The organism is Paenibacillus sp. RUD330 (genome assembly GCF_002243345.2).
Lineage (GTDB): Bacteria > Bacillota > Bacilli > Paenibacillales > Paenibacillaceae > Paenibacillus_O.
The window spans coordinates 2,290,346-2,307,988 of record NZ_CP022655.2 but is presented as its reverse complement, the minus strand read 5'-3'; the positions used below and the strand labels follow the sequence as shown (position 1 = coordinate 2,307,988).

The 17,643-nt window shown below is 57.8% G+C and carries 19 protein-coding genes; 2 read left to right on the top strand and 17 right to left on the bottom strand.

The features are described 5' to 3' along the window. Positions 1-1,428: a dihydrolipoyl dehydrogenase gene (gene lpdA, locus CIC07_RS10410; RefSeq protein ID WP_076356526.1), complete on the bottom strand. Its 1,428-nt coding sequence runs from the start codon at positions 1,426-1,428 to the stop codon at positions 1-3. Positions 1,429-1,600: 172 nt separating this feature from the next. Between lpdA and CIC07_RS10405 the strand changes: the two genes are divergently transcribed. Next, complete coding sequence (locus CIC07_RS10405) at positions 1,601-1,885, top strand: DUF2627 domain-containing protein (protein WP_076356528.1); 285 nt, start codon at positions 1,601-1,603, stop codon at positions 1,883-1,885. A 79-nt stretch (positions 1,886-1,964) separates the two neighbouring features. Continuing rightward, complete coding sequence (locus CIC07_RS25185) at positions 1,965-2,261, top strand: hypothetical protein (protein WP_175619171.1); 297 nt, start codon at positions 1,965-1,967, stop codon at positions 2,259-2,261. Between the two features lie 309 nt (positions 2,262-2,570). Here the strand turns inward: CIC07_RS25185 and spo0A are convergent, their stop codons facing one another. The 16 genes from spo0A to accC all read right to left on the bottom strand — a co-directional run bounded on the left by spo0A (position 2,571) and on the right by accC (position 17,618). Next, positions 2,571-3,386: a sporulation transcription factor Spo0A gene (gene spo0A / locus CIC07_RS10395; RefSeq protein ID WP_094248012.1), complete on the bottom strand. Its 816-nt coding sequence runs from the start codon at positions 3,384-3,386 to the stop codon at positions 2,571-2,573. 198 nt (positions 3,387-3,584) lie between these two features. After that, positions 3,585-4,913: a SpoIVB peptidase gene (gene spoIVB, locus CIC07_RS10390; RefSeq protein WP_076356532.1), complete on the bottom strand. Its 1,329-nt coding sequence runs from the start codon at positions 4,911-4,913 to the stop codon at positions 3,585-3,587. Positions 4,914-5,033: 120 nt separating this feature from the next. After that, a complete protein-coding gene (gene recN, locus CIC07_RS10385) occupies positions 5,034-6,734 on the bottom strand; it encodes a DNA repair protein RecN (RefSeq protein ID WP_076356534.1) in 1,701 nt (566 codons plus the stop codon). Positions 6,735-6,767: 33 nt separating this feature from the next. Beyond that, complete coding sequence (gene ahrC / locus CIC07_RS10380) at positions 6,768-7,217, bottom strand: transcriptional regulator AhrC/ArgR (RefSeq protein WP_076356536.1); 450 nt, start codon at positions 7,215-7,217, stop codon at positions 6,768-6,770. Between the two features lie 3 nt (positions 7,218-7,220). Beyond that, positions 7,221-7,694, bottom strand: coding sequence for a hypothetical protein (locus CIC07_RS10375; RefSeq protein WP_234992925.1), 474 nt, complete (start codon positions 7,692-7,694; stop codon positions 7,221-7,223). Positions 7,695-7,848: 154 nt separating this feature from the next. Further along, on the bottom strand, positions 7,849-8,691 hold the full coding sequence (locus CIC07_RS10370; protein ID WP_076356538.1) for a TlyA family RNA methyltransferase: 843 nt from the start codon (positions 8,689-8,691) through the stop codon (positions 7,849-7,851). 107 nt (positions 8,692-8,798) lie between these two features. Next, positions 8,799-10,694, bottom strand: a complete 1,896-nt coding sequence (dxs, locus tag CIC07_RS10365) for a 1-deoxy-D-xylulose-5-phosphate synthase (protein ID WP_076356540.1) — start codon at positions 10,692-10,694, stop codon at positions 8,799-8,801. Between the two features lie 99 nt (positions 10,695-10,793). Continuing rightward, complete coding sequence (locus CIC07_RS10360) at positions 10,794-11,705, bottom strand: polyprenyl synthetase family protein (RefSeq protein ID WP_076356542.1); 912 nt, start codon at positions 11,703-11,705, stop codon at positions 10,794-10,796. Continuing rightward, complete coding sequence (xseB, locus tag CIC07_RS10355) at positions 11,702-11,968, bottom strand: exodeoxyribonuclease VII small subunit (RefSeq protein WP_083688026.1); 267 nt, start codon at positions 11,966-11,968, stop codon at positions 11,702-11,704. Before xseB ends, CIC07_RS10360 begins: the two co-directional genes overlap by 4 nt. Positions 11,969-11,973: 5 nt before the next feature. After that, positions 11,974-13,323, bottom strand: coding sequence for an exodeoxyribonuclease VII large subunit (gene xseA, locus CIC07_RS10350; protein ID WP_076356546.1), 1,350 nt, complete (start codon positions 13,321-13,323; stop codon positions 11,974-11,976). Positions 13,324-13,330: 7 nt separating this feature from the next. Further along, positions 13,331-14,185 (bottom strand): bifunctional methylenetetrahydrofolate dehydrogenase/methenyltetrahydrofolate cyclohydrolase FolD, encoded by an 855-nt coding sequence (gene folD / locus CIC07_RS10345; RefSeq protein WP_076356548.1) that lies wholly within the window; start codon positions 14,183-14,185, stop codon positions 13,331-13,333. A gap of 75 nt (positions 14,186-14,260) precedes the next feature. After that, positions 14,261-14,707, bottom strand: coding sequence for a transcription antitermination factor NusB (gene nusB, locus CIC07_RS10340; RefSeq protein ID WP_048746884.1), 447 nt, complete (start codon positions 14,705-14,707; stop codon positions 14,261-14,263). Positions 14,708-14,833: 126 nt separating this feature from the next. Then, positions 14,834-15,064, bottom strand: coding sequence for a DUF2273 domain-containing protein (locus CIC07_RS10335; protein ID WP_021880410.1), 231 nt, complete (start codon positions 15,062-15,064; stop codon positions 14,834-14,836). 13 nt (positions 15,065-15,077) lie between these two features. After that, complete coding sequence (amaP, locus tag CIC07_RS10330; RefSeq protein ID WP_076356550.1) at positions 15,078-15,638, bottom strand: alkaline shock response membrane anchor protein AmaP; 561 nt, start codon at positions 15,636-15,638, stop codon at positions 15,078-15,080. 82 nt (positions 15,639-15,720) lie between these two features. Further along, complete coding sequence (locus tag CIC07_RS10325) at positions 15,721-16,128, bottom strand: Asp23/Gls24 family envelope stress response protein (protein WP_021880408.1); 408 nt, start codon at positions 16,126-16,128, stop codon at positions 15,721-15,723. A 113-nt stretch (positions 16,129-16,241) separates the two neighbouring features. Further along, positions 16,242-17,618 (bottom strand): acetyl-CoA carboxylase biotin carboxylase subunit, encoded by a 1,377-nt coding sequence (gene accC / locus CIC07_RS10320; protein ID WP_076356554.1) that lies wholly within the window; start codon positions 17,616-17,618, stop codon positions 16,242-16,244. Positions 17,619-17,643: the final 25 nt, after the last annotated feature.

Genomic DNA, 17,643 nt, shown 5'->3' with positions numbered 1-17,643 from the left:
TCAGAATGCGAAGGATTTGCCGTCCACGGCCAGCATGGCTTCACCTAATGCTTCCGACAGGGAAGGATGAGGATGGATGCTCGCTCCGACTTCCCATGGCACGGCATCCACGAGCTGAGCGAGCGCCGCTTCGGCGATCATCTCCGTCGCATGGGCGCCGATGATATGGACGCCGAGCAAATCTCCTGTCGTCGAATCCGCGATGACCTTGACAAAGCCCTGCGTATCTCCCTGCACGATCGCTTTGGCGACTGCCGCGAATGGAAGGCGCGCCGTCTTGGGCTCATGCCCCAGCGCCCGGGCCTGCTCCTCCGTATATCCGATCGATGCTGTCTCCGGATGGCTGTATACGCAGCGCGGAATTCGATGCGCAGCCGGCGGAGCCGTCTTTTCGCCGAGAATATGCTCCACGGCCGCGATTCCTTCGTGAGCGGCGGCATGAGCCAGCTGCACCCCTCCGGTAACGTCGCCGATGGCGTAAATATGAGGCTCCGAGGTTTGCAGGCTGCCGTTCACCTTGACCCAGCCGCCGCTGACCTGGATATCGGTATTCTCCAGGCCGATGCCCTCGACGTTGGCTACTCGGCCGACCGACACCAGAAGCTTCTCAGCTTCGAGCTTGACGGTCGCGGAGCCGACTCGCGCATCGACGGCAACACCCGCCGCCAGGCGATTCAGCGTCTCAGGCAGGACGACGGCGTCGGTATGGATGACGGCGCCACGAGACTTCAATGCTTTGGCCAAAGCTGCCGATACGTCGGCATCTTCTCCCGGCAAAATGCGTGAGGCTGTCTCGACAAGCGTCACGTCGACGCCGAAATCAGTCAGCATGGAAGCCCATTCCACTCCGATGACGCCTCCTCCGACAATGATCATCGAAGCCGGAAGCGACTCCATACGGAGCGCATCGTCGCTGTTCAAGACATTCCCGCCGTCCGGCTCCAGGCCCGGCAATATCCTCGGACGCGAGCCTGTCGCGATGATCAGCTGCTTGGACACGACGGATTCCGTATCCCCGTCACCCAATTCGACGGCCAACGTGCCGCTCTTGGGCGAGAAGATGGACGGACCGACAATGCGCCCGCTGCCATGTACGATCTGGATGCCGTGTTTCTTCATCAGCTGCTGGAGCCCGCGGTACAACTGATCGACGGCTCCTTCCTTGCGGCTTTGAACGGCTCCGAAATCCAAGCTTACGCCGCTCTTGTCCACTTTGACTCCATATGTATCCGCATGCAGGAGCGACTGGTACACCTCCGCGCTTCGCAGCAGGGCTTTGCTTGGAATGCAGCCTCGATGCAAGCATGTCCCGCCGACTCGGTCCCTCTCCACAATCGCGACGGATTTCCCTTCCTGCGCCGCTCGAATTGCAGCCGTGTATCCGCCGGGTCCTCCGCCAAGCACGGCAATATCTACTTGAATCGTCATCGTATCGCTTCCCCTTCAATCAAAGTGCAATGACTCCATTGTACCTTTTTTAAAACACGAATAACACTGCATGGACAAGCATGCCGTTTAACGGTATCATTAAAAAAGGCTTATTTTAGGCAACTTTGTCAGGAATAATGCCGAGTTTGGGCCTGATTAAGGAGAGAACACCATGAGAATGGTCATATCCAGGTTTATTGCTATTCTTATTCTTGTCATTCCCGGAATCATAGCCTGTTACGGCTTTCTGCAGATGAAGAGCTCCACGTTCGAATATTTTGCCGATCTCGGCAATGATTCCATCATTCCGCATTTCAAATGGCTGCCGTTCATTGGCGGGTTTATCATGTTTGCTCTCGGAATCGGTTTCATTGGCGGCTGGATTTTCTTCCGCGACCGCAAGCATAATTACGTCGCTCCGAGATTCAAGAAGAAGCGGCCTAGACCCAACGTTTGACCCGCAAGGCGATGGCACAAGCAATCGCCTTTCCTGACTCGTACTATACAAGTATCCAGTAAGGAAAGGAGTTGCAAGCATGTCCTGTCATCCGAACCGTCCATATTGCCCTGAAGAGACAGTTGTCGACCCTACTCAAACGGTATACCGCGATGTCTATCATCCGCAGCTCGTCAGAGTCGTCCACAACATCGATATCGTCACCCGTCATCACTGCGTGCCCGTCCGTTGCGACGTCTACCGCTACAATTGCCGCGATGAGCATGTAGGCTCTGCCAACAACGAGCACCATGAACATCACGAGAATTGCGGCTGCAATCGTTCCAGCATCTCCCGGGCCAAGAAATCCTCCAAGCACCGTTCCAAAAAGAAATAACTTCCACCGGAAAAGCTGCGCGCTGAACCATGCGGCTGCGTTTCATCCCGAGGGGGAAAAGAAGACCGTTGCGGCTTAATGCCCAACGGTCTTCTTAGTTTTATCAAGGTATGATGGCTCAGATGTGGTCAAGGGCAGGATGAGCTTTTGCGTCAAGATGGCCATGTTGAGCCTTGATGCTCGAGGCATAGCCATCCGAGCCTTTCTTGCGCCCGCTCTGAGGATCAATACCCTTAGGCGCGGCTGTCCATGCGCATGCTGCATAGCGGCAAGGAGCAGCGACAGTCGAGCCCATCCGGGAAGGTCTTCTTAGCTGACCTTATGCTCGATCCGGAGCTTGTCCGCCACCATCGCGATGAACTCGGAGTTTGTCGACTTCGACTTGCTGATGTTGATCGTGTAGCCGAACAAATGGCTGATGCTGTCGATGTTGCCGCGCGTCCAAGCGACTTCAATGGCATGGCGAATAGCGCGCTCGACACGGGAAGGAGTCGTTTTGAACTTCTCCGCGATGGCAGGATACAGCGTTTTGGTGATGGCGCCGAGAATCTCGATGTTGTTGTACACCATCGTGATGGCCTCGCGCAGATACTGATATCCTTTAATATGTGCAGGAACGCCGATTTCATGAATGATGCTGGTGATATTGGCGTCCAGATTTTTCCCTTTTGCAATCGGCACCACGTTCGACTTGATGACCGAGGATGCGGAGAACGAGGAGCCGGATGATGCCATGACCGCCGAATTGCCCACAAGCTGACGAACGCGGTTGGCCAGCATCTCCATGTCGAACGGCTTGAGGATATAATAGGATGCTCCCAGCTGTACTGCCTTTTGCGTGATGTTTTCTTGGCCGAAAGCGGTCAGCATGATTATTTTAGGCATCGGTTGGATTCCGGCCTCGCGCAGACGTTCCAAAACGCCGAGACCATCAAGATGAGGCATGATGATGTCGAGAATAAGCACGTCCGGAATGCGTTCCATTTCACTGAGCAAACGCAATACTTCTTCGCCGTTGTATGCGATGCCGGACACTTCCATATCATCCTGCTCCGATATGTACTCCGAAAGCAGGTTCGTAAATTCCCTATTGTCATCCGCTAACAAAACTTCGATTTTAGCCAAGATTGGTCCTCCTCCAAATTGAACTGAGATGGTCGGCTGCTCATTTTGCTCTTATAACGTTTCGACAGTTTCAATTGAAATCCTTCTGTCGAATATTATTTTTCTTTATTTTTCCTAACGATAAATGTATAATAATTATTTTACTACATTTAGCGACCCCGTTCCTTATCATTCGACAAAAACAGAGACCTCAAGGCATCAAGCTGCCTTAAGGTCTCTGTTCGAGGTTTGGAGAAGAACACCTGCGTCTTGAAGCATCCACTCGATAAAACAGCCATATCCGGAAGAAGGATCATTTACGAATACATGCGTCACCGCTCCAATCAGCTTGCCGTTCTGCATGATGGGACTTCCCGACATGCCTTGAACGATGCCGCCCGTCAAATCCAGAAGCCTTTTGTCTGTAACCTTGATGACCATGCCCTTAGTCGCCGGACTTTTCTGACGGCTCACATGCGAAATCTCGACCTTGAACCGCTCGACCTTCTGTCCGCTCAGCACGGTCAGAATTTCGGCCGGCCCTTCTGCAACCTCTTCCGAGAAAGCGACCGGAACCGCTTCGGATTGATAGCTATGGCCCGGCATTTCCTTCATCTTGCCGAAGATGCCGAAAGGCGTATTGCGCTCGATGTTGCCGAGGATCTGGCTTTCATTCACGAAATGGGCTCTTTTCTCGCCCGGTTCGCCGCTCAAGCTTTTGTTGATGGAAGTCACATTGGACTGGAGAATCTGGCCGTCCCCGACTTCAATGGCTGTGCCGGTATCCAGATCGGTAATGACATGTCCCAGAGCGCCGTACACGCCTTGATCCGGCGCGTAGAACGTCAGCGTGCCTACGCCCGCAGCCGAATCGCGGATATAAAGGCCGATTCGCCAGGAACGGTCATCGGCATCGTAAGCCGGCTTTAGCTGGATGTCCATCATTTTCCCAGCCCTTTTGACTTTCAGTCGCAGCGGTTCCTTGCTAACTCCTGCTGTCTCGGTAAATTCCGCGACCTGCTTTACTTCACGTACGCGCTGCCCGTTGATTTCCATGATCAAATCGCCCAAACGAATGCCTGCAAGCTCTCCGGGAGAAACTTTGGATTGCGGACTTTCCTTAACGAGATGATGGCCGACAACAAGAATGCCTGAGGATTTTACCTTGACTCCGATCGTCTGTCCTCCTGGAATGACCTTCAGATCGGGAACGACATCGACATGAACCGTCTTGAAGGGAATAGCGCCGAACAGTTTCAAGGACATCGTGGCTTTGCCGGTTTCTTTGGAAGCGGCAATGGATATGGGCTGGTTCAAATCAAGCGATTGCCTTCCTTCGGATTTTCCGTTCACATGAATGAGGTTGGAGTCCACGGTCATGTCCGCACGAACGGGCATGTTGTAATCCAGTCGTTTCATCTGCCCGGAGAATAAACGCAGCTCATTCGGGAATGAGGCATAATTCAGGAACGGACTGGAGATGCCGATCATGCAAACGAAGAATACAAGAACTAACCCGAACCACCGCTTCCGCTGGTTGGCGCTCAATGATCTCACGCTCCCTGTAGTTCCATCGCTTGACGAGAAAGGTAATCGCCAATTGCGTACCTATAAGGTACCCCGCCCCCCCTGATTTATGTCCGATAAAACATTCCCTGAATACCTTGATCAGGCCCCTTTTTGACGATCTGCCAGCACCAGCATTTCTTGTGCATGATGGCGGGTTTTGTCCGTCACCTCCACGCCTCCGAGCATGCGGGCAAGCTCTTCGATCCGCTCGCGGTCGCTCAGCTCCTTCACCGATGTGACCGTCCTGTCGCGCACGACATCCTTGCTGATCTCATAATGATAATCCGCCATGCAGGCGACTTGCGGCAGATGGGTGATCGAGAACACCTGGCATTTGCCGGATAATTGCGACATCTTTTCCGCTATTGCCTGCGCTGCCCTGCCGCTGACGCCGGTATCCACCTCGTCAAAGATAAGTACCGGTACCTGATCGATCTCCGCGAAAATGCTTTTGAGCGCCAGCATGATTCTGGACATCTCGCCTCCGGAAGCGATTTTGCTGAGCGGCTTGAGCGGCTCTCCCGGGTTGGGGGCCAGCAGGAAATCGGCTTCGTCGATGCCGTTGAGGCCGAGTCGGTAACCGTCGCCCTGCGGCTGTCTTTGCAGGGAGGCGCGGAAAACGGTTCGGCTCATGCCGAGGTCCTTTAATTGAAGCTCGACCGATGCCGACAGCAGCTCAGCGGCGGCCATGCGTTCATGCGAAAGGCTTTCCCCGAGCGCCGACGCTTCCGCATGCGCGCTATGCAGGGACGCCTCCAGCTGCCGGATATGCTCATCCCTGTTTTCGATCAGATCCGCTTCATGTTTGATTTTCTTGTAATAAGCCAGAATATCGGCAACGGTGTCTCCGTACTTGCGGCGCAGGCCGCCGATGACTGTCAGCCTGTCCTCGATGACATCAAGCCGCTCCGGATCGCTCTGGACGGAATCGCGATAGCCTCGAAGCTGATGCGCAGCATCTTCGGCTTGGTAAAACGCTCCCTTCAGCTGTTCAAGCAAAGGCTCCAGCACAGCCGAATCGTAAGCCTTGATGTCTTCAAGCTTGGCGATCGCCGAGCTGATCGCCTCAAGCGACCCGCCATCGAACAGCAGCCCGTATGCGGCCGAAGCATGGGACATCAGCTTTTCCGAGTGCGAAAGCTTCTCCTTCTCTTCCTGCAGCTGATCCCATTCATCCTTCCTGAGCCCGGCTGATCGGATCTCCTGGAGCTGGAACTTGTAGAGGTCGAGCATCTGCATGTTGTGGCGGCTTGTATCCTGGGCGTTCTTGAGCGCCTGCCGGACTTCGCCGTAGCGGGAGAAGGCGGCCTGATACTCGCGCTTCAAGCCGGCCACCTTCTCGCCTGCGAACAGGTCGAGCCATTCGAGATGATGCTCGCTCTTCAAAAGCGATTGATGCTCATGCTGCCCATGAACGTTGACCAGGCACTCTCCGACCTCGCGCAGCATCGTCAGATTGGCTATGCTGCCGTTGATCCGGCAAGAGCTCTTCCCTTGAGCGGAGAGCTCTCTGCGGATGATGAGCAGGTCCTCGGGGCTGCCATGAAGCCCAAGCCGCTCGAGCGCCCTCCATACCGGATGGCCGGCCGGAAGATCGAATGTCGCCTCCATCTCCGCCTTGTCGCATCCGTATCGGACCATGTCCGAGGAACCTCTGCCGCCGATCAAAAGAATGAGCGCATCGATCAAAATGGACTTGCCGGCCCCCGTCTCGCCGGTCAATACATGGAAACCATCATGGAAACCGACCGTGACTTCTTCAATGACGGCTAAATTGCGGATGGACAATTCGCGAAGCATAAAGACACACTCCTCGTTCCGTAAAAGTAGGTATTAGTTCATCATGCCGAGCAGCAGGTCGACGATCTTGCTGCCGCCTTCTTTCTTGCGGCAGATGATCAGAATCGTATCGTCGCCGGAAATCGTTCCCATGATCTCCGGCCATTCCATGCCGTCCAGCAAGGAAGCGATTCCGTTCGCTGTCCCGGGCAAGCACTTCATGACGACGAGGTTGTCCGCCTGATCCACGCCGAGGAAATTGTCCAGCATGGAACGCTTGAGCTTGTTGACGGGAACGAAACGCTGCTCCTGCGGCAATGAATATTTGTATCTGCCGTCTTCGGCAGGCACCTTGATGAGCTGCAGCTCCTTGATATCCCTCGACACGGTTGCTTGGGTCACCTGCAGCCCGGCCGCACGCAGGGCTTCCACCAGCTCGTCCTGGGTTTCGATGACGCTCCTGCCGATGATCTCCCTGATCTTGACATGACGAAGACCTTTCATCCCTTATGCCTCCCTTGTTCTTGGCCTCTTGGTATCCTCTAAATCGAACTTGACCGTTCTTATCGACCGCTCCGCCGGATCCACGACCAGAATGCCTTCCAGCTCCGGCATCAGCAGGCTGAAAACCAGCAGCCGATCGCGCAGTCCGCTGCCCGTCCAATCCATGGGCTGGCGCTCGCGGCTGATCTTCACCGCATACATAAGTCCATCGCATTCCGCCACATAGTCGATGTAGAGGCGGCTGTACAGTTCCTGACCGTCCAATTCCACGGCGATCGGAACCTTGTGCTTGCCGGACAATACCTCATATCCTCGTGATTCCAGAAAGAGCACATGGGCATCGTCAGGTTCAAGCAGTTCTCCTCTTCCCAGCACAAGCCGCTTCATCCCCCGCGGCTGATGGAGCCAATTGTAGAAGGCGCGGTACCCCCAATAGAATATTAACAGGGCTGCCGCAACCATGACGAACAGATCCACGATCTTCCCTCCTCCCGCAAGCGGCGGTGAGGGATGAATTCGATTTTTCTGCCGCATTTCCTTCATTGGAGAGAGAGAAACATCCCCGAACGTTTGTTTGTTGTTTCCAGAATACCAGAACATGCGTTTGTCTGTAAAGTGGGACTGGAAGAAATTATTTGCCCGAGCCGAATCTCTCCCCGGCTTCCCGGACGACTTGGCCGATCTGCTCGCTCGACCATCCGGCCGCACCCGCAGCGCCGTCCTTCTCCTCCCCTGACCGCTTCCAGCGCGCCAGAAACTCAATATTGCCCTCGCCGCCGGTTATCGGCGAGTAAGTGAGGTCGACGAGAGCGAAGCCGCATGCGTCCGCAGCTTCAAGCACCGAATGCAGCACTTCCCTGTGCACGGCCGGCTCCCGGACGATGCCGGCTTTGCCGACCTTCTCGCGGCCGGCCTCGAACTGAGGCTTGATCAGCGCCACGACATCCGCTCCCTCATCCAGCAGCTGCGACAGCGGAGGCAGGATGAGCTTCAGCGAAATGAAGGATACATCGATGGAAGCGAAATCCGGCCGGGCTCCCTGGATGTCCTCCGGAGTCATGAAGCGGAAATTGACCCTTTCCATCACGGTCACTCTCGCATCCTGGCGGAGCGACCAATCGAGCTGATTGTACCCGACATCGATCGCGTAGACATGCCCGGCTCCATGCTGCAGCGCGCAGTCGGTGAATCCCCCGGTCGAAGCCCCGATATCCAGCATCGTGCGGCCGGTGAGATCAAGCCCGAAATCACGGATCGCTTTCTCCAGCTTCAGACCTCCGCGGCTGACGTAAGGATGGACGCTTCCCTTGACTTTAATGTCGGATTCGCGGTCCACCTTCATCCCGCTTTTGTCCACCGGTTCGTTGTCCACCAGCACAAGGCCGGCCATCAGCGCCGCCTTCGCCTTTTCCCTGCTCGGGAAAAATCCCAGCTCCACGAGCAGCACATCGATTCGTTCTTTGGAAGACGCCATTGCTTTCTCCTCTGCTTGTTATGATTATGATTATGATTATGGATTCGCATTCGTTTCCCTGACCGAAAAAAAGGCCTGCAGCGTGAGAACGCCGCAGGCCTTTGCCGTCAAAGCTGGTTCGTCGCCCGCTTGCGCTTCGGCTGCAGTCCCAAGACCTCGGCCGCCAGACGCTCCGGCGTCAACCCTACTTCCGCGCGCTGCTCCTCAATGGAAGCATGCTCAATGAATTCATCCGGTATGCCGATCAGCCGGACCTGGACGCCATTGCGCCCGCTCAAGGCATAATGCTCCAGAACGGCGCTTCCAAGCCCGCCCTGGAGCGAGCCTTCCTCCATGACGAGAAGCGGAATGCCCTCTTCCGCCAAGGAATCAAGCATGGCGTGATCCAGCGGCTTGATGAAGCGGGCATTGATCACCCGCAGGGAAAGGCCTTCCCGCTTCAGAAGCTCGGCGGCCTTTTCCGCTGCCTGGACCATCGGTCCGACCGCGATGACCGCGGCCGATTCGCCTGAGCGGACCGTCTCCCAGGTGCCGATCGGAATCGGCGTCATGACGGGATCCATCTCGACTCCCGTTCCGTTCACCCGCGGATAACGGATCGCGATCGGACCTTCGTTGTAATCAACGGCCGTTTTCATCATGTTGCGAAGCTCGTTCTCATCCTTGGGCATCATCAGCACCATGTTCGGAATATGGCGCAGGTAGGCGATGTCATACACGCCGTGATGCGTCTCGCCGTCCGGACCGACGAAGCCAGCCCGGTCGATAGCGAAAATGACGTTTGCGTTCTGCCTGCAAATATCATGGACGACCTGATCATAGGCGCGCTGCAGGAAGGTGGAGTAGACGGCGTATACCGGCTTCATCCCTTCCATAGCCATCGCCGCCGACATCGTCGCCGCATGCTGCTCCGCAATGCCGACGTCGATCATCCGGCCGGGGAAGCGGGCCGCGAACTTCATCAGCCCGGATCCTGCAGGCATCGCCGGAGTGACCGCCACGATGCGCTCGTCGCGCTCGGCCAGCTCGATGAGCGCGTCGCCGAACACCTCGGTATACATCGGCGGACCGACCGACTTGAGCATCTGGCCGGATTCGATCTTGTACGGAGACGCCCCGTGCCATTTGAACGAGTCGTTCTCGGCCGGGGTATATCCTTTGCCCTTGACCGTGACGACATGCACGAGAACAGGACCCTGCACGTTGCCCGCCTGCTGCAGCACATCCAGCAGCTGGCCCATGTCGTGGCCGTCGACCGGACCGAGATAATGGAATCCGAACTGCTCGAACAGGATGCCGCTCATCAGCAAATATTTGACGCTGTCCTTGAACCGCTCCGCCGTCTTCGCCAGCTTGCCGCCGATCGCGGGAACTTTCTGGAGAAGGGATTGGAGCTCTTCCTTCGCCTTCTGGTAATGCCGGTCCGTGCGGATCCGGCCGAGATACTGATGCATCGCTCCGACATTCGGGGCGATCGACATCTCGTTGTCATTCAGGATGACGATCAGGTTCTTCTTTTCGTGGCCGATATGGTTCATCGCTTCGAGCGCCATGCCGCCGGTAAGGGCGCCGTCGCCGATGACCGCGACGACCTTGTTGCTGCCGCCTTGCAGATCCCGCGCCAGCGCCATGCCCATCGCGGCCGAGAGGGAGGTGCTGCTGTGGCCTGCCTCCCATACGTCATGCTCGCTTTCGCTGCGCTTGATGAAGCCGCACAGCCCGCCCTGCTGGCGCAGGCTGTCGAAGCGGTCCATGCGGCCGGTCAAGATCTTGTGGACGTAGGACTGGTGTCCGACGTCGAACAGGAACTTGTCTTCGGGACTGTTGAACAGATAGTGGAGCGCAAGAGTCAATTCGACGACGCCAAGGTTGGGAGCCAGATGCCCGCCGGTCGCCGACAGCTTGCGGATAAGGAATTCGCGGATTTCGGCCGCGAGCTGATCCAGTTCCGGCAAGGCCAGCTTCTTGAGATCTTGAGGTCCGTTGAGGTTGTCGAGCAGCACGATAAGGTTCCTCGCTTTCCTGAGCGGGTATCGATCGCCGCTCCGTCAATACACATTATTCACCATTATATCATACAAGACGACACGAACCCAGCGGGGTCAGCGGTCCCGCTTCAGCAGGTAGTCCGCCATTTCGAGCAGCCTTGCCGGCTTTGCCAGCCCGGCGCGGCCAAGAGCTTCCTTGGCGTCGCTCGTCAGCTGCTCCATCAAGCGGCGGCTTTCATCCATGCCGATCAGGAAAGGATACGTGACTTTGCCCGCGGCCGTGTCGCTGTTTGTTTTCTTACCCATTTTTTGCTCGTCGCCGATCAGGTCGAGAATATCGTCCTGGATCTGGAACGCGAGCCCGATGTTGCGCCCGAACAGGGCCAGATGCTTCAATGCCTCTTCGCCGGCGCCACCCAGGCGCGCTCCGGCGAGAATGGAGAATACGATCAGATCGCTGGTTTTGTGCTCATGGATATATTCAAGCTCCTTGAGCGTCGTTACCCCTTGCTCGCCGTTCATATCGGCAGCCTGCCCGCCAACCATTCCCGCCGCGCCGGAGAACCTCGCCAGATCGGCGGTGATGTCGAGCAGAACGCCGGGATCCGCTCCCTTGCTCCTTGCCGCCGCCGTCAAATAGAAGGCATGCGTGAGCAGCGCGTCGCCGGCCAGGATCGCCATGGCTTCGCCGTAGATCCGGTGGTTGGTCGGCTTGCCGCGCCGGAAGTCGTCGTTGTCCATGGCCGGAAGATCGTCATGGATCAGCGAGTACGTATGGATGAGCTCTACCGCGCATGCTACGGACAGCGCAGCCTCCTGGTCGCGCGCATCTCCGCGGGCGGCCTCCGCGGCCGCCAGAACGAGCACGGGACGAATGCGCTTGCCTCCGGCAGACAGGGAATAAGCCATGGATTCGCGAAGCGCGCCCGGCACATCCCATGAAGGAGGCAGGCTCGCCGCAAGCGCTTCTTCGACCAGCAAGGCCGATGCGGACAAATACTCCTTGAACGTCGTCGTATCGATCACAGGACATCCTCCCGATCGTTCTGGGCAGCCGAGAAAGGCTGGGTCTGGAAATCGGAACCCGACTCCAGCAGCGTTTCAATCCGCTTCTCCACTTGCTCAAGCTTGCCGCCGCATAACTGGGACAGCTTCATCCCTTCCTGGAACAGGTCGATCGCCGTTTCCAGCGGAACGTCCCCGCCTTCTAGACGATCGACGATCGATTCCAGCTTCTCCATCGCTTCCTCGAAGCTCATGGCCGGTTCCTGATTATTGTCAGCCTTCATGCGGCTCACTCCTCCTCTATCGCCCATACATGGCACTGTGCTTTTCCATCCTGAAGCTTCACGCGGACCATATCGCCCGGCGACAGCTCCTTGACGGAACGGATGATGCGGTTCTCGCTCTCGTCGAAGACAAGGCCGTAACCCCGGGCCATGACCTTGAGCGGGCTGAGCGAGTCGAGCTGTCTGACGGCAGCTGCGGCCTGCCCGCGCTTGTCCTTGACGGCCATGCGCATCGCCTTCTCCAGCCTCGCCTTCGTCCGGTCCAGCTGCTTGGCGGCAGCGGCCGCCCTTCCGCTCGGATCATGCGCCTGCAGGACTTTGCGCAGCCGCAGCAGCCTGTCCCCGGCTTTGTCGGGCTGGCGGCGGATCTTCTCCTCCAGACGCTCCCTCAGCCGGTCGAGCCGCTGCGCCTGGTCGAGCAGATATCGGCGCGGATGGACGAAATAGGGCGATCTCCGTGCCCGAAGCAGCCGCTCCTTGCGCCGGCCGACCGTGCTTCGGGCCGCTGCGGCGAGGCGCTGGTTCAGCCTGCCCAGATACTCGCCAATCTCCGCCATATTCGGCGCAGCGAGCTCTGCGGCGGCCGTCGGCGTAGCCGCACGCTTGTCGGCTACGAAATCCGCGATGGTGAAATCGGTCTCATGTCCGACCGCTGAAATGACCGGAATGCCGGAGGCCGAAATCGCACGGGCCACGGATTCCTCGTTGAACGCCCATAATTCCTCGAGCGAGCCGCCGCCGCGGCCGACGATGAGGACATCGGCCTGCCCATGGCGATTGAGGGCTTCAATGCCCTTCACGATGGACGGGGCGGCGGCTTTCCCCTGGACAAGCGCCGGATAGACAAGAATCGCCGCGGCAGGATATCTGCGCCGCAGCGTAATGATCACATCCCGGATCGCAGCTCCTGTAGGAGAAGTGACGACTCCGACGACAGCCGGATACCGGGGAAGCTCCCGCTTCCGTTCTTCGCGGAACAGGCCTTCCTCCTCCAGCCTGGCCTTCAGTTGCTCGAAGGCCAGGTAGAGGCTTCCAAGTCCGTCCGGCTGCATGGAGGTCGCATAGAATTGATAATTGCCGTCTCTTTCATAGACGGAGATGTTGCCCCGGGCGATCACTTTGGCTCCCTCTTTGGGAATGAAGGGAAGCCGCTGGTTATGGCTGGCGAACATGATGCATTTGAGCCGGCTGTCCTTGTCCTTGAGCGTAAAATACATATGGCCGCTGGAATGGTGGGTGAAGTTGGAAATTTCGCCTCGCAGCCAAACATCGCCAAGCAGCCTGTCGCCCTCCAGCTTCATCCGGATATACCGGTTCAGTTCTTTGATGGAATAGATGCGCGGTGTATCGGCCATCGGCTGGTCACACTCCCGCTGCTCGCCGAGCAGCCTTCAGCGTGTTGTACATCAGCATGGCGATCGTCATCGGTCCCACTCCGCCAGGCACGGGAGTGATCGCTCCGGCCGCCGGAAGGCAAGCCTCGTAATCGACATCGCCCGCAAGCTTGCCGTTGTCGAGCCGGTTGACGCCGACGTCGATGACGACGGCTCCAGGCTTGATGCATTCGGCACCGATCGCCTCGGGCTTGCCGATGGCCACGACGAGAATATCCGCGATGGACGCGATCGCCTCCAGATTCTCCGTACGGGAATGGCAGACGGTCACGGTCGCATTCTCGCGGAGCAGCAGCATGGCGACCGGCTTGCCGACGATGTTGCTGCGCCCGATCACGACGGCATGCTTGCCCCCAATCTCATGGCCGCTGCGCCTGATGAGCTCGATGATGCCTGCAGGCGTGCAGGGCAGCAGGCTTTCGTCGCCGATGACGAGATTGCCCGTGCTTTGCGGGCTGAAGCCGTCCACATCCTTCTCGACGCTGATCGCGTCGATGACCGCTTTCTCTGCTATATGCGGGGGAAGAGGCAGCTGGACCAGAATGCCATGGATCTTTCCGTTCCGGTTGAGCTGGCCGACCAGCTCCAGAAGCTCTTCCTGGGTCGTCTGCCCAGGCAAGCGATGGACCTCGGAATAGAAGCCCATTTCCGCGCAGGTCCTCTCCTTGCTGCCCACATACACGGCCGAAGCCGGATCTTCTCCGACGAGAACGACCGCCAGTCCCGGCACGATGCCGGAAGCCCTCAGCCTCTCCGCCTCCAGCTTCACTTCCGAACGAACTTCTCCCGCTATGCGCTTTCCGTCAATGACTTGTGCACTCACGCGCCGATCTCTCCCCTCGGTTGTTGGCTAAAACAAGCTGTCTTGCCTAGGCGGCCCGACCGTTGGCAGCCTTCCTTACTCGGTCTTCAGCTTGTCCAGCTCGGCAATCAGACGGCCCAGCACGCCGTTCACGAACTTGCCGGACTCGTCCGTCCCGAAATGCTTGGACAGCTCGATCGCTTCATTGACCGCCGCCTTGGGCGGCACGTCCGTGCGGAACACGAGCTCGTAGCAGGCGAGCCTGAGCACCTGAAGATCGACGCGGGAAAGCCTCTCCACCTGCCAGCCTGTCAAATACTGCTGAAGCATGCCGTCGATGGCCGCCTTGCGCTCGATGACGCCTTGGATGAGCTCTTTCGCGAAACCGCCGGTCTCGCCCTCCTCCATCTTGTCCGCGCCGATTTCATTTTCCTGGCGTGCCTCTTCAAGAAGCATGACGACAGCTTCCTCCGCCGTCACTTCGTTCATTTCCATCTGGTACAAACCTTGTACCGCTATTTGACGCGCTAACCTTCGTTTCATAATGCCTCCTGAGCAAGAAATGACTTTGTATGGAATCCCCCAAAAATACCTATGATCTCCTCCCTGCTCCGAAAAGCCCCGCTTGGAAGGGGCTTGCTGTCCGGAGTACGGAGGAGACCACAGTAATCAGCGATATCGCTGGAAACGTTCTCCCAGCCATTCGGCCAGGCGTCTCCATGGAAACAGCGGTTCTCCGCCGGTATCCTTGCGGTAGCCGGCTGTATATCCGGCCCACAGCAGCAGGGCGACGAACAGCATGTCCCAAAAACCGGATATCAAAAAGATAATGCCCAGGAACAGCGACGCGGCGACGCCGACAGCCCGTCCTCCGTATCGTTCCCACCATTCTCTCCACATGGTTGCCTGCCTCCTATTCTACGCGGCTCTTGAAAGAAGGAGACGAGATGACATTGGCGACGAACACGGAGACGGCCGCAACCGGAATGCCCGTGATTTCCTCCACATGATCCTTGACCGCCCGCTGGATCTCTTCCGTCAGATGAGGAATCGACGTCTCGCCGTCCACAACCGCGCGCACCGCGATATCCAGGCCGGATTCCGCCGTCGTGATTCGGGCTTTGAGATCCTTGACGCCGCGCTGCCTGCCGGCTGCCTTGAGCACGAGATTCTCTACGGTCTCGATCGAGATCCGGATGTCGCCGAAGTCGTTGCGCTGGTCGATGGACGAAGAGCTGCCTCCCTTGACGCGGATGGAGACAAAGAACAGCCGAAGGCCGATGAGCAGCAGGACGACGGATACGATGATGACGGCGATGTTCACGGGGGTACCGATCTTCATCCAATCGGCCAGAAAGCTCGAGGCGGAGTCCTTGCCGACTCCTCCAGTGCCGATTGCGATCGCGAGCACGCTCAAAATCATGACGGCCAGGGAAAATAAAAACAGAAGAAGACGATCAACAATTCGGCTCAACCAGATGTTCCTCCTCATAAAGCGGAATAAACCCCCTTGCGCCGAGCGGCAGCCCAATCACAAGGGGGTGACGGTTCCTTATTTATTTGACTCTTAGGGCAGAGTCTTCTTCAACAGGGCTCTCGCCGGACTTGAAGTAGACGTCATGAATATGTACGTTTACTTCAACGACGATAAGTCCCGTCATCATCTCGATCGACTTCTTGACATTGCGCTGGATCTCGGCCGCAATCTCGGGAATCGGGTTGCCGTATTCCACGATGATGGACACGTCGACAGCCGCTTCCTTGTGCCCGACCTCGACCTTGACGCCCTTGGACAAGTTCTTGCGTCCGAGCAGTTCGGCGATGCCCCCCGCAAGTCCGCCGCTCATGCCGGCGACGCCCTCGACCTCGATCGTCGCAAGGCCTGCGATGACCTCAATGACTTCCGGCGCGATCTGGATCGTGCCGATGTCCGTTTTCTCGTAATCCGCTGCCATGATGCTCATGTGCCTTGACGCACCTCCCGCTTGATGATAGGTGTCCTCCGGTCCGCAACCGGAGGCTCATCCGATTCATATTCCTATACTATAGCATTCCACGGGTTTTATGACAAACGGATTCAGGCATCCGCAGCTTCGTCGCCGTAGGGCTTGTTCACGTCGTAATCCTCAAGGAACTTGATGTCGAAGCTGCCGCCAAGGAAAATCGGATGCTCGAGAAGCTTCAGGTGGAACGGGATCGTCGTCTTGATGCCTTCGATCGCGAATTCGGACAGCGCGCGCTTCATCCGGTTGACCGCTTCCTGGCGGGTCGGCGCCCAGACGATCAGCTTGGCGATCATGGAATCGTAATGCGGCGAGATCGTGTAGCCGGGATAGGCGGAGCTGTCGACGCGGACGCCGATGCCGCCAGGGGGCAGGTAAAAGCCGATCTTGCCGGGAGAAGGCATGAAGCCGCGTTCGGAATCCTCGGCGTTGATCCGGCATTCGATCGCCCAGCCGTCGATGCTGAGGTCCTCCTGGCGGATCGACAGCGGATTGCCTTCCGACACGGAGATCATTTCCTTGATCAGGTCGACGCCCGTGATCATCTCGGTCACAGGATGCTCGACCTGGATCCTCGTATTCATCTCCATGAAGTAGAACTGGCCGTCAGGACCGAGCAGGAATTCCAGTGTGCCGGCGCCGCAATACTCGACGGCGAGCGCCGCGCGCACGGCTGCCTGTCCCATCCGTTCCCGGAGCTCCGGGCTCAGCACCGGACAAGGCGCTTCCTCGACGAGCTTCTGGCGGCGGCGCTGCACGGAGCAGTCCCGCTCGAACAGATGGACGGCATTGCCGTGGCGGTCGGCCATGATCTGGATTTCCACATGCTTCATGCCGGTGAGGTACTTCTCCAGATAGACGCCCGCGTTGCCGAAAGCCTTCTGGGCTTCCTGCTGGGCGGTCGTGATCTGCTGGATCAGCGTGTCCTCGTCCTCGGCGATGCGGATGCCCTTGCCGCCCCCCCCGGCCGTAGCCTTGATGATGACCGGATATCCGATTCCTCTCGCGACGCGGATCGCGTCGTCCAGATCCTCGATCAGGCCGTCCGAGCCTGGAATGATCGGCACGCGCGCATCCTTCATCGTCTGCTTCGCCATCGCCTTGTCGCCCATTCTCGTAATGGCGGAAGGCGACGGGCCGATGAACGTGATGTTGCAGGATTCGCAGATCTCCGCGAAATCCGCGTTCTCGGCAAGGAAGCCGTAGCCCGGATGGATGGCGTCGCACTCGGTAAGGGTCGCCACGCTCATGATGTTGGTCAGATTCAAATAGCTGTCCTTAGACAGCGTCGGCCCGATGCAATACGCCTCGTCGGCGAGGCGGACATGCAGCGATTCGCGGTCCGCCTCGGAATATACAGCCACGGTGGCGATGCCGAGTTCACGGCACGCCCTGATGATCCGCACGGCGATCTCGCCGCGGTTGGCAATGAGGATCTTCTGGAATTTCAAAACGATCTGTCTCCTTCCTCGGAAC

Bases quoted from the DNA above. Each gene is read 5' to 3' on its own strand.
- lpdA (WP_076356526.1), bottom strand. From the start codon at position 1,428: ATGACGATTCAAGTAGATATTGCCGTGCTTGGCGGAGGACCCGGCGGA.
- CIC07_RS10405 (WP_076356528.1), top strand. From the start codon at position 1,601: ATGAGAATGGTCATATCCAGGTTTATTGCTATTCTTATTCTTGTCATT.
- CIC07_RS25185 (WP_175619171.1), top strand. From the start codon at position 1,965: ATGTCCTGTCATCCGAACCGTCCATATTGCCCTGAAGAGACAGTTGTC.
- recN (WP_076356534.1), bottom strand. From the start codon at position 6,734: ATGCTTCGCGAATTGTCCATCCGCAATTTAGCCGTCATTGAAGAAGTC.
- ahrC (WP_076356536.1), bottom strand. From the start codon at position 7,217: ATGAAAGGTCTTCGTCATGTCAAGATCAGGGAGATCATCGGCAGGAGC.
- CIC07_RS10370 (WP_076356538.1), bottom strand. From the start codon at position 8,691: ATGGCGTCTTCCAAAGAACGAATCGATGTGCTGCTCGTGGAGCTGGGA.
- xseB (WP_083688026.1), bottom strand. From the start codon at position 11,968: ATGAAGGCTGACAATAATCAGGAACCGGCCATGAGCTTCGAGGAAGCG.
- xseA (WP_076356546.1), bottom strand. From the start codon at position 13,323: ATGGCCGATACACCGCGCATCTATTCCATCAAAGAACTGAACCGGTAT.
- nusB (WP_048746884.1), bottom strand. From the start codon at position 14,707: ATGAAACGAAGGTTAGCGCGTCAAATAGCGGTACAAGGTTTGTACCAG.
- CIC07_RS10335 (WP_021880410.1), bottom strand. From the start codon at position 15,064: ATGTGGAGAGAATGGTGGGAACGATACGGAGGACGGGCTGTCGGCGTC.
- CIC07_RS10325 (WP_021880408.1), bottom strand. From the start codon at position 16,128: ATGAGCATCATGGCAGCGGATTACGAGAAAACGGACATCGGCACGATC.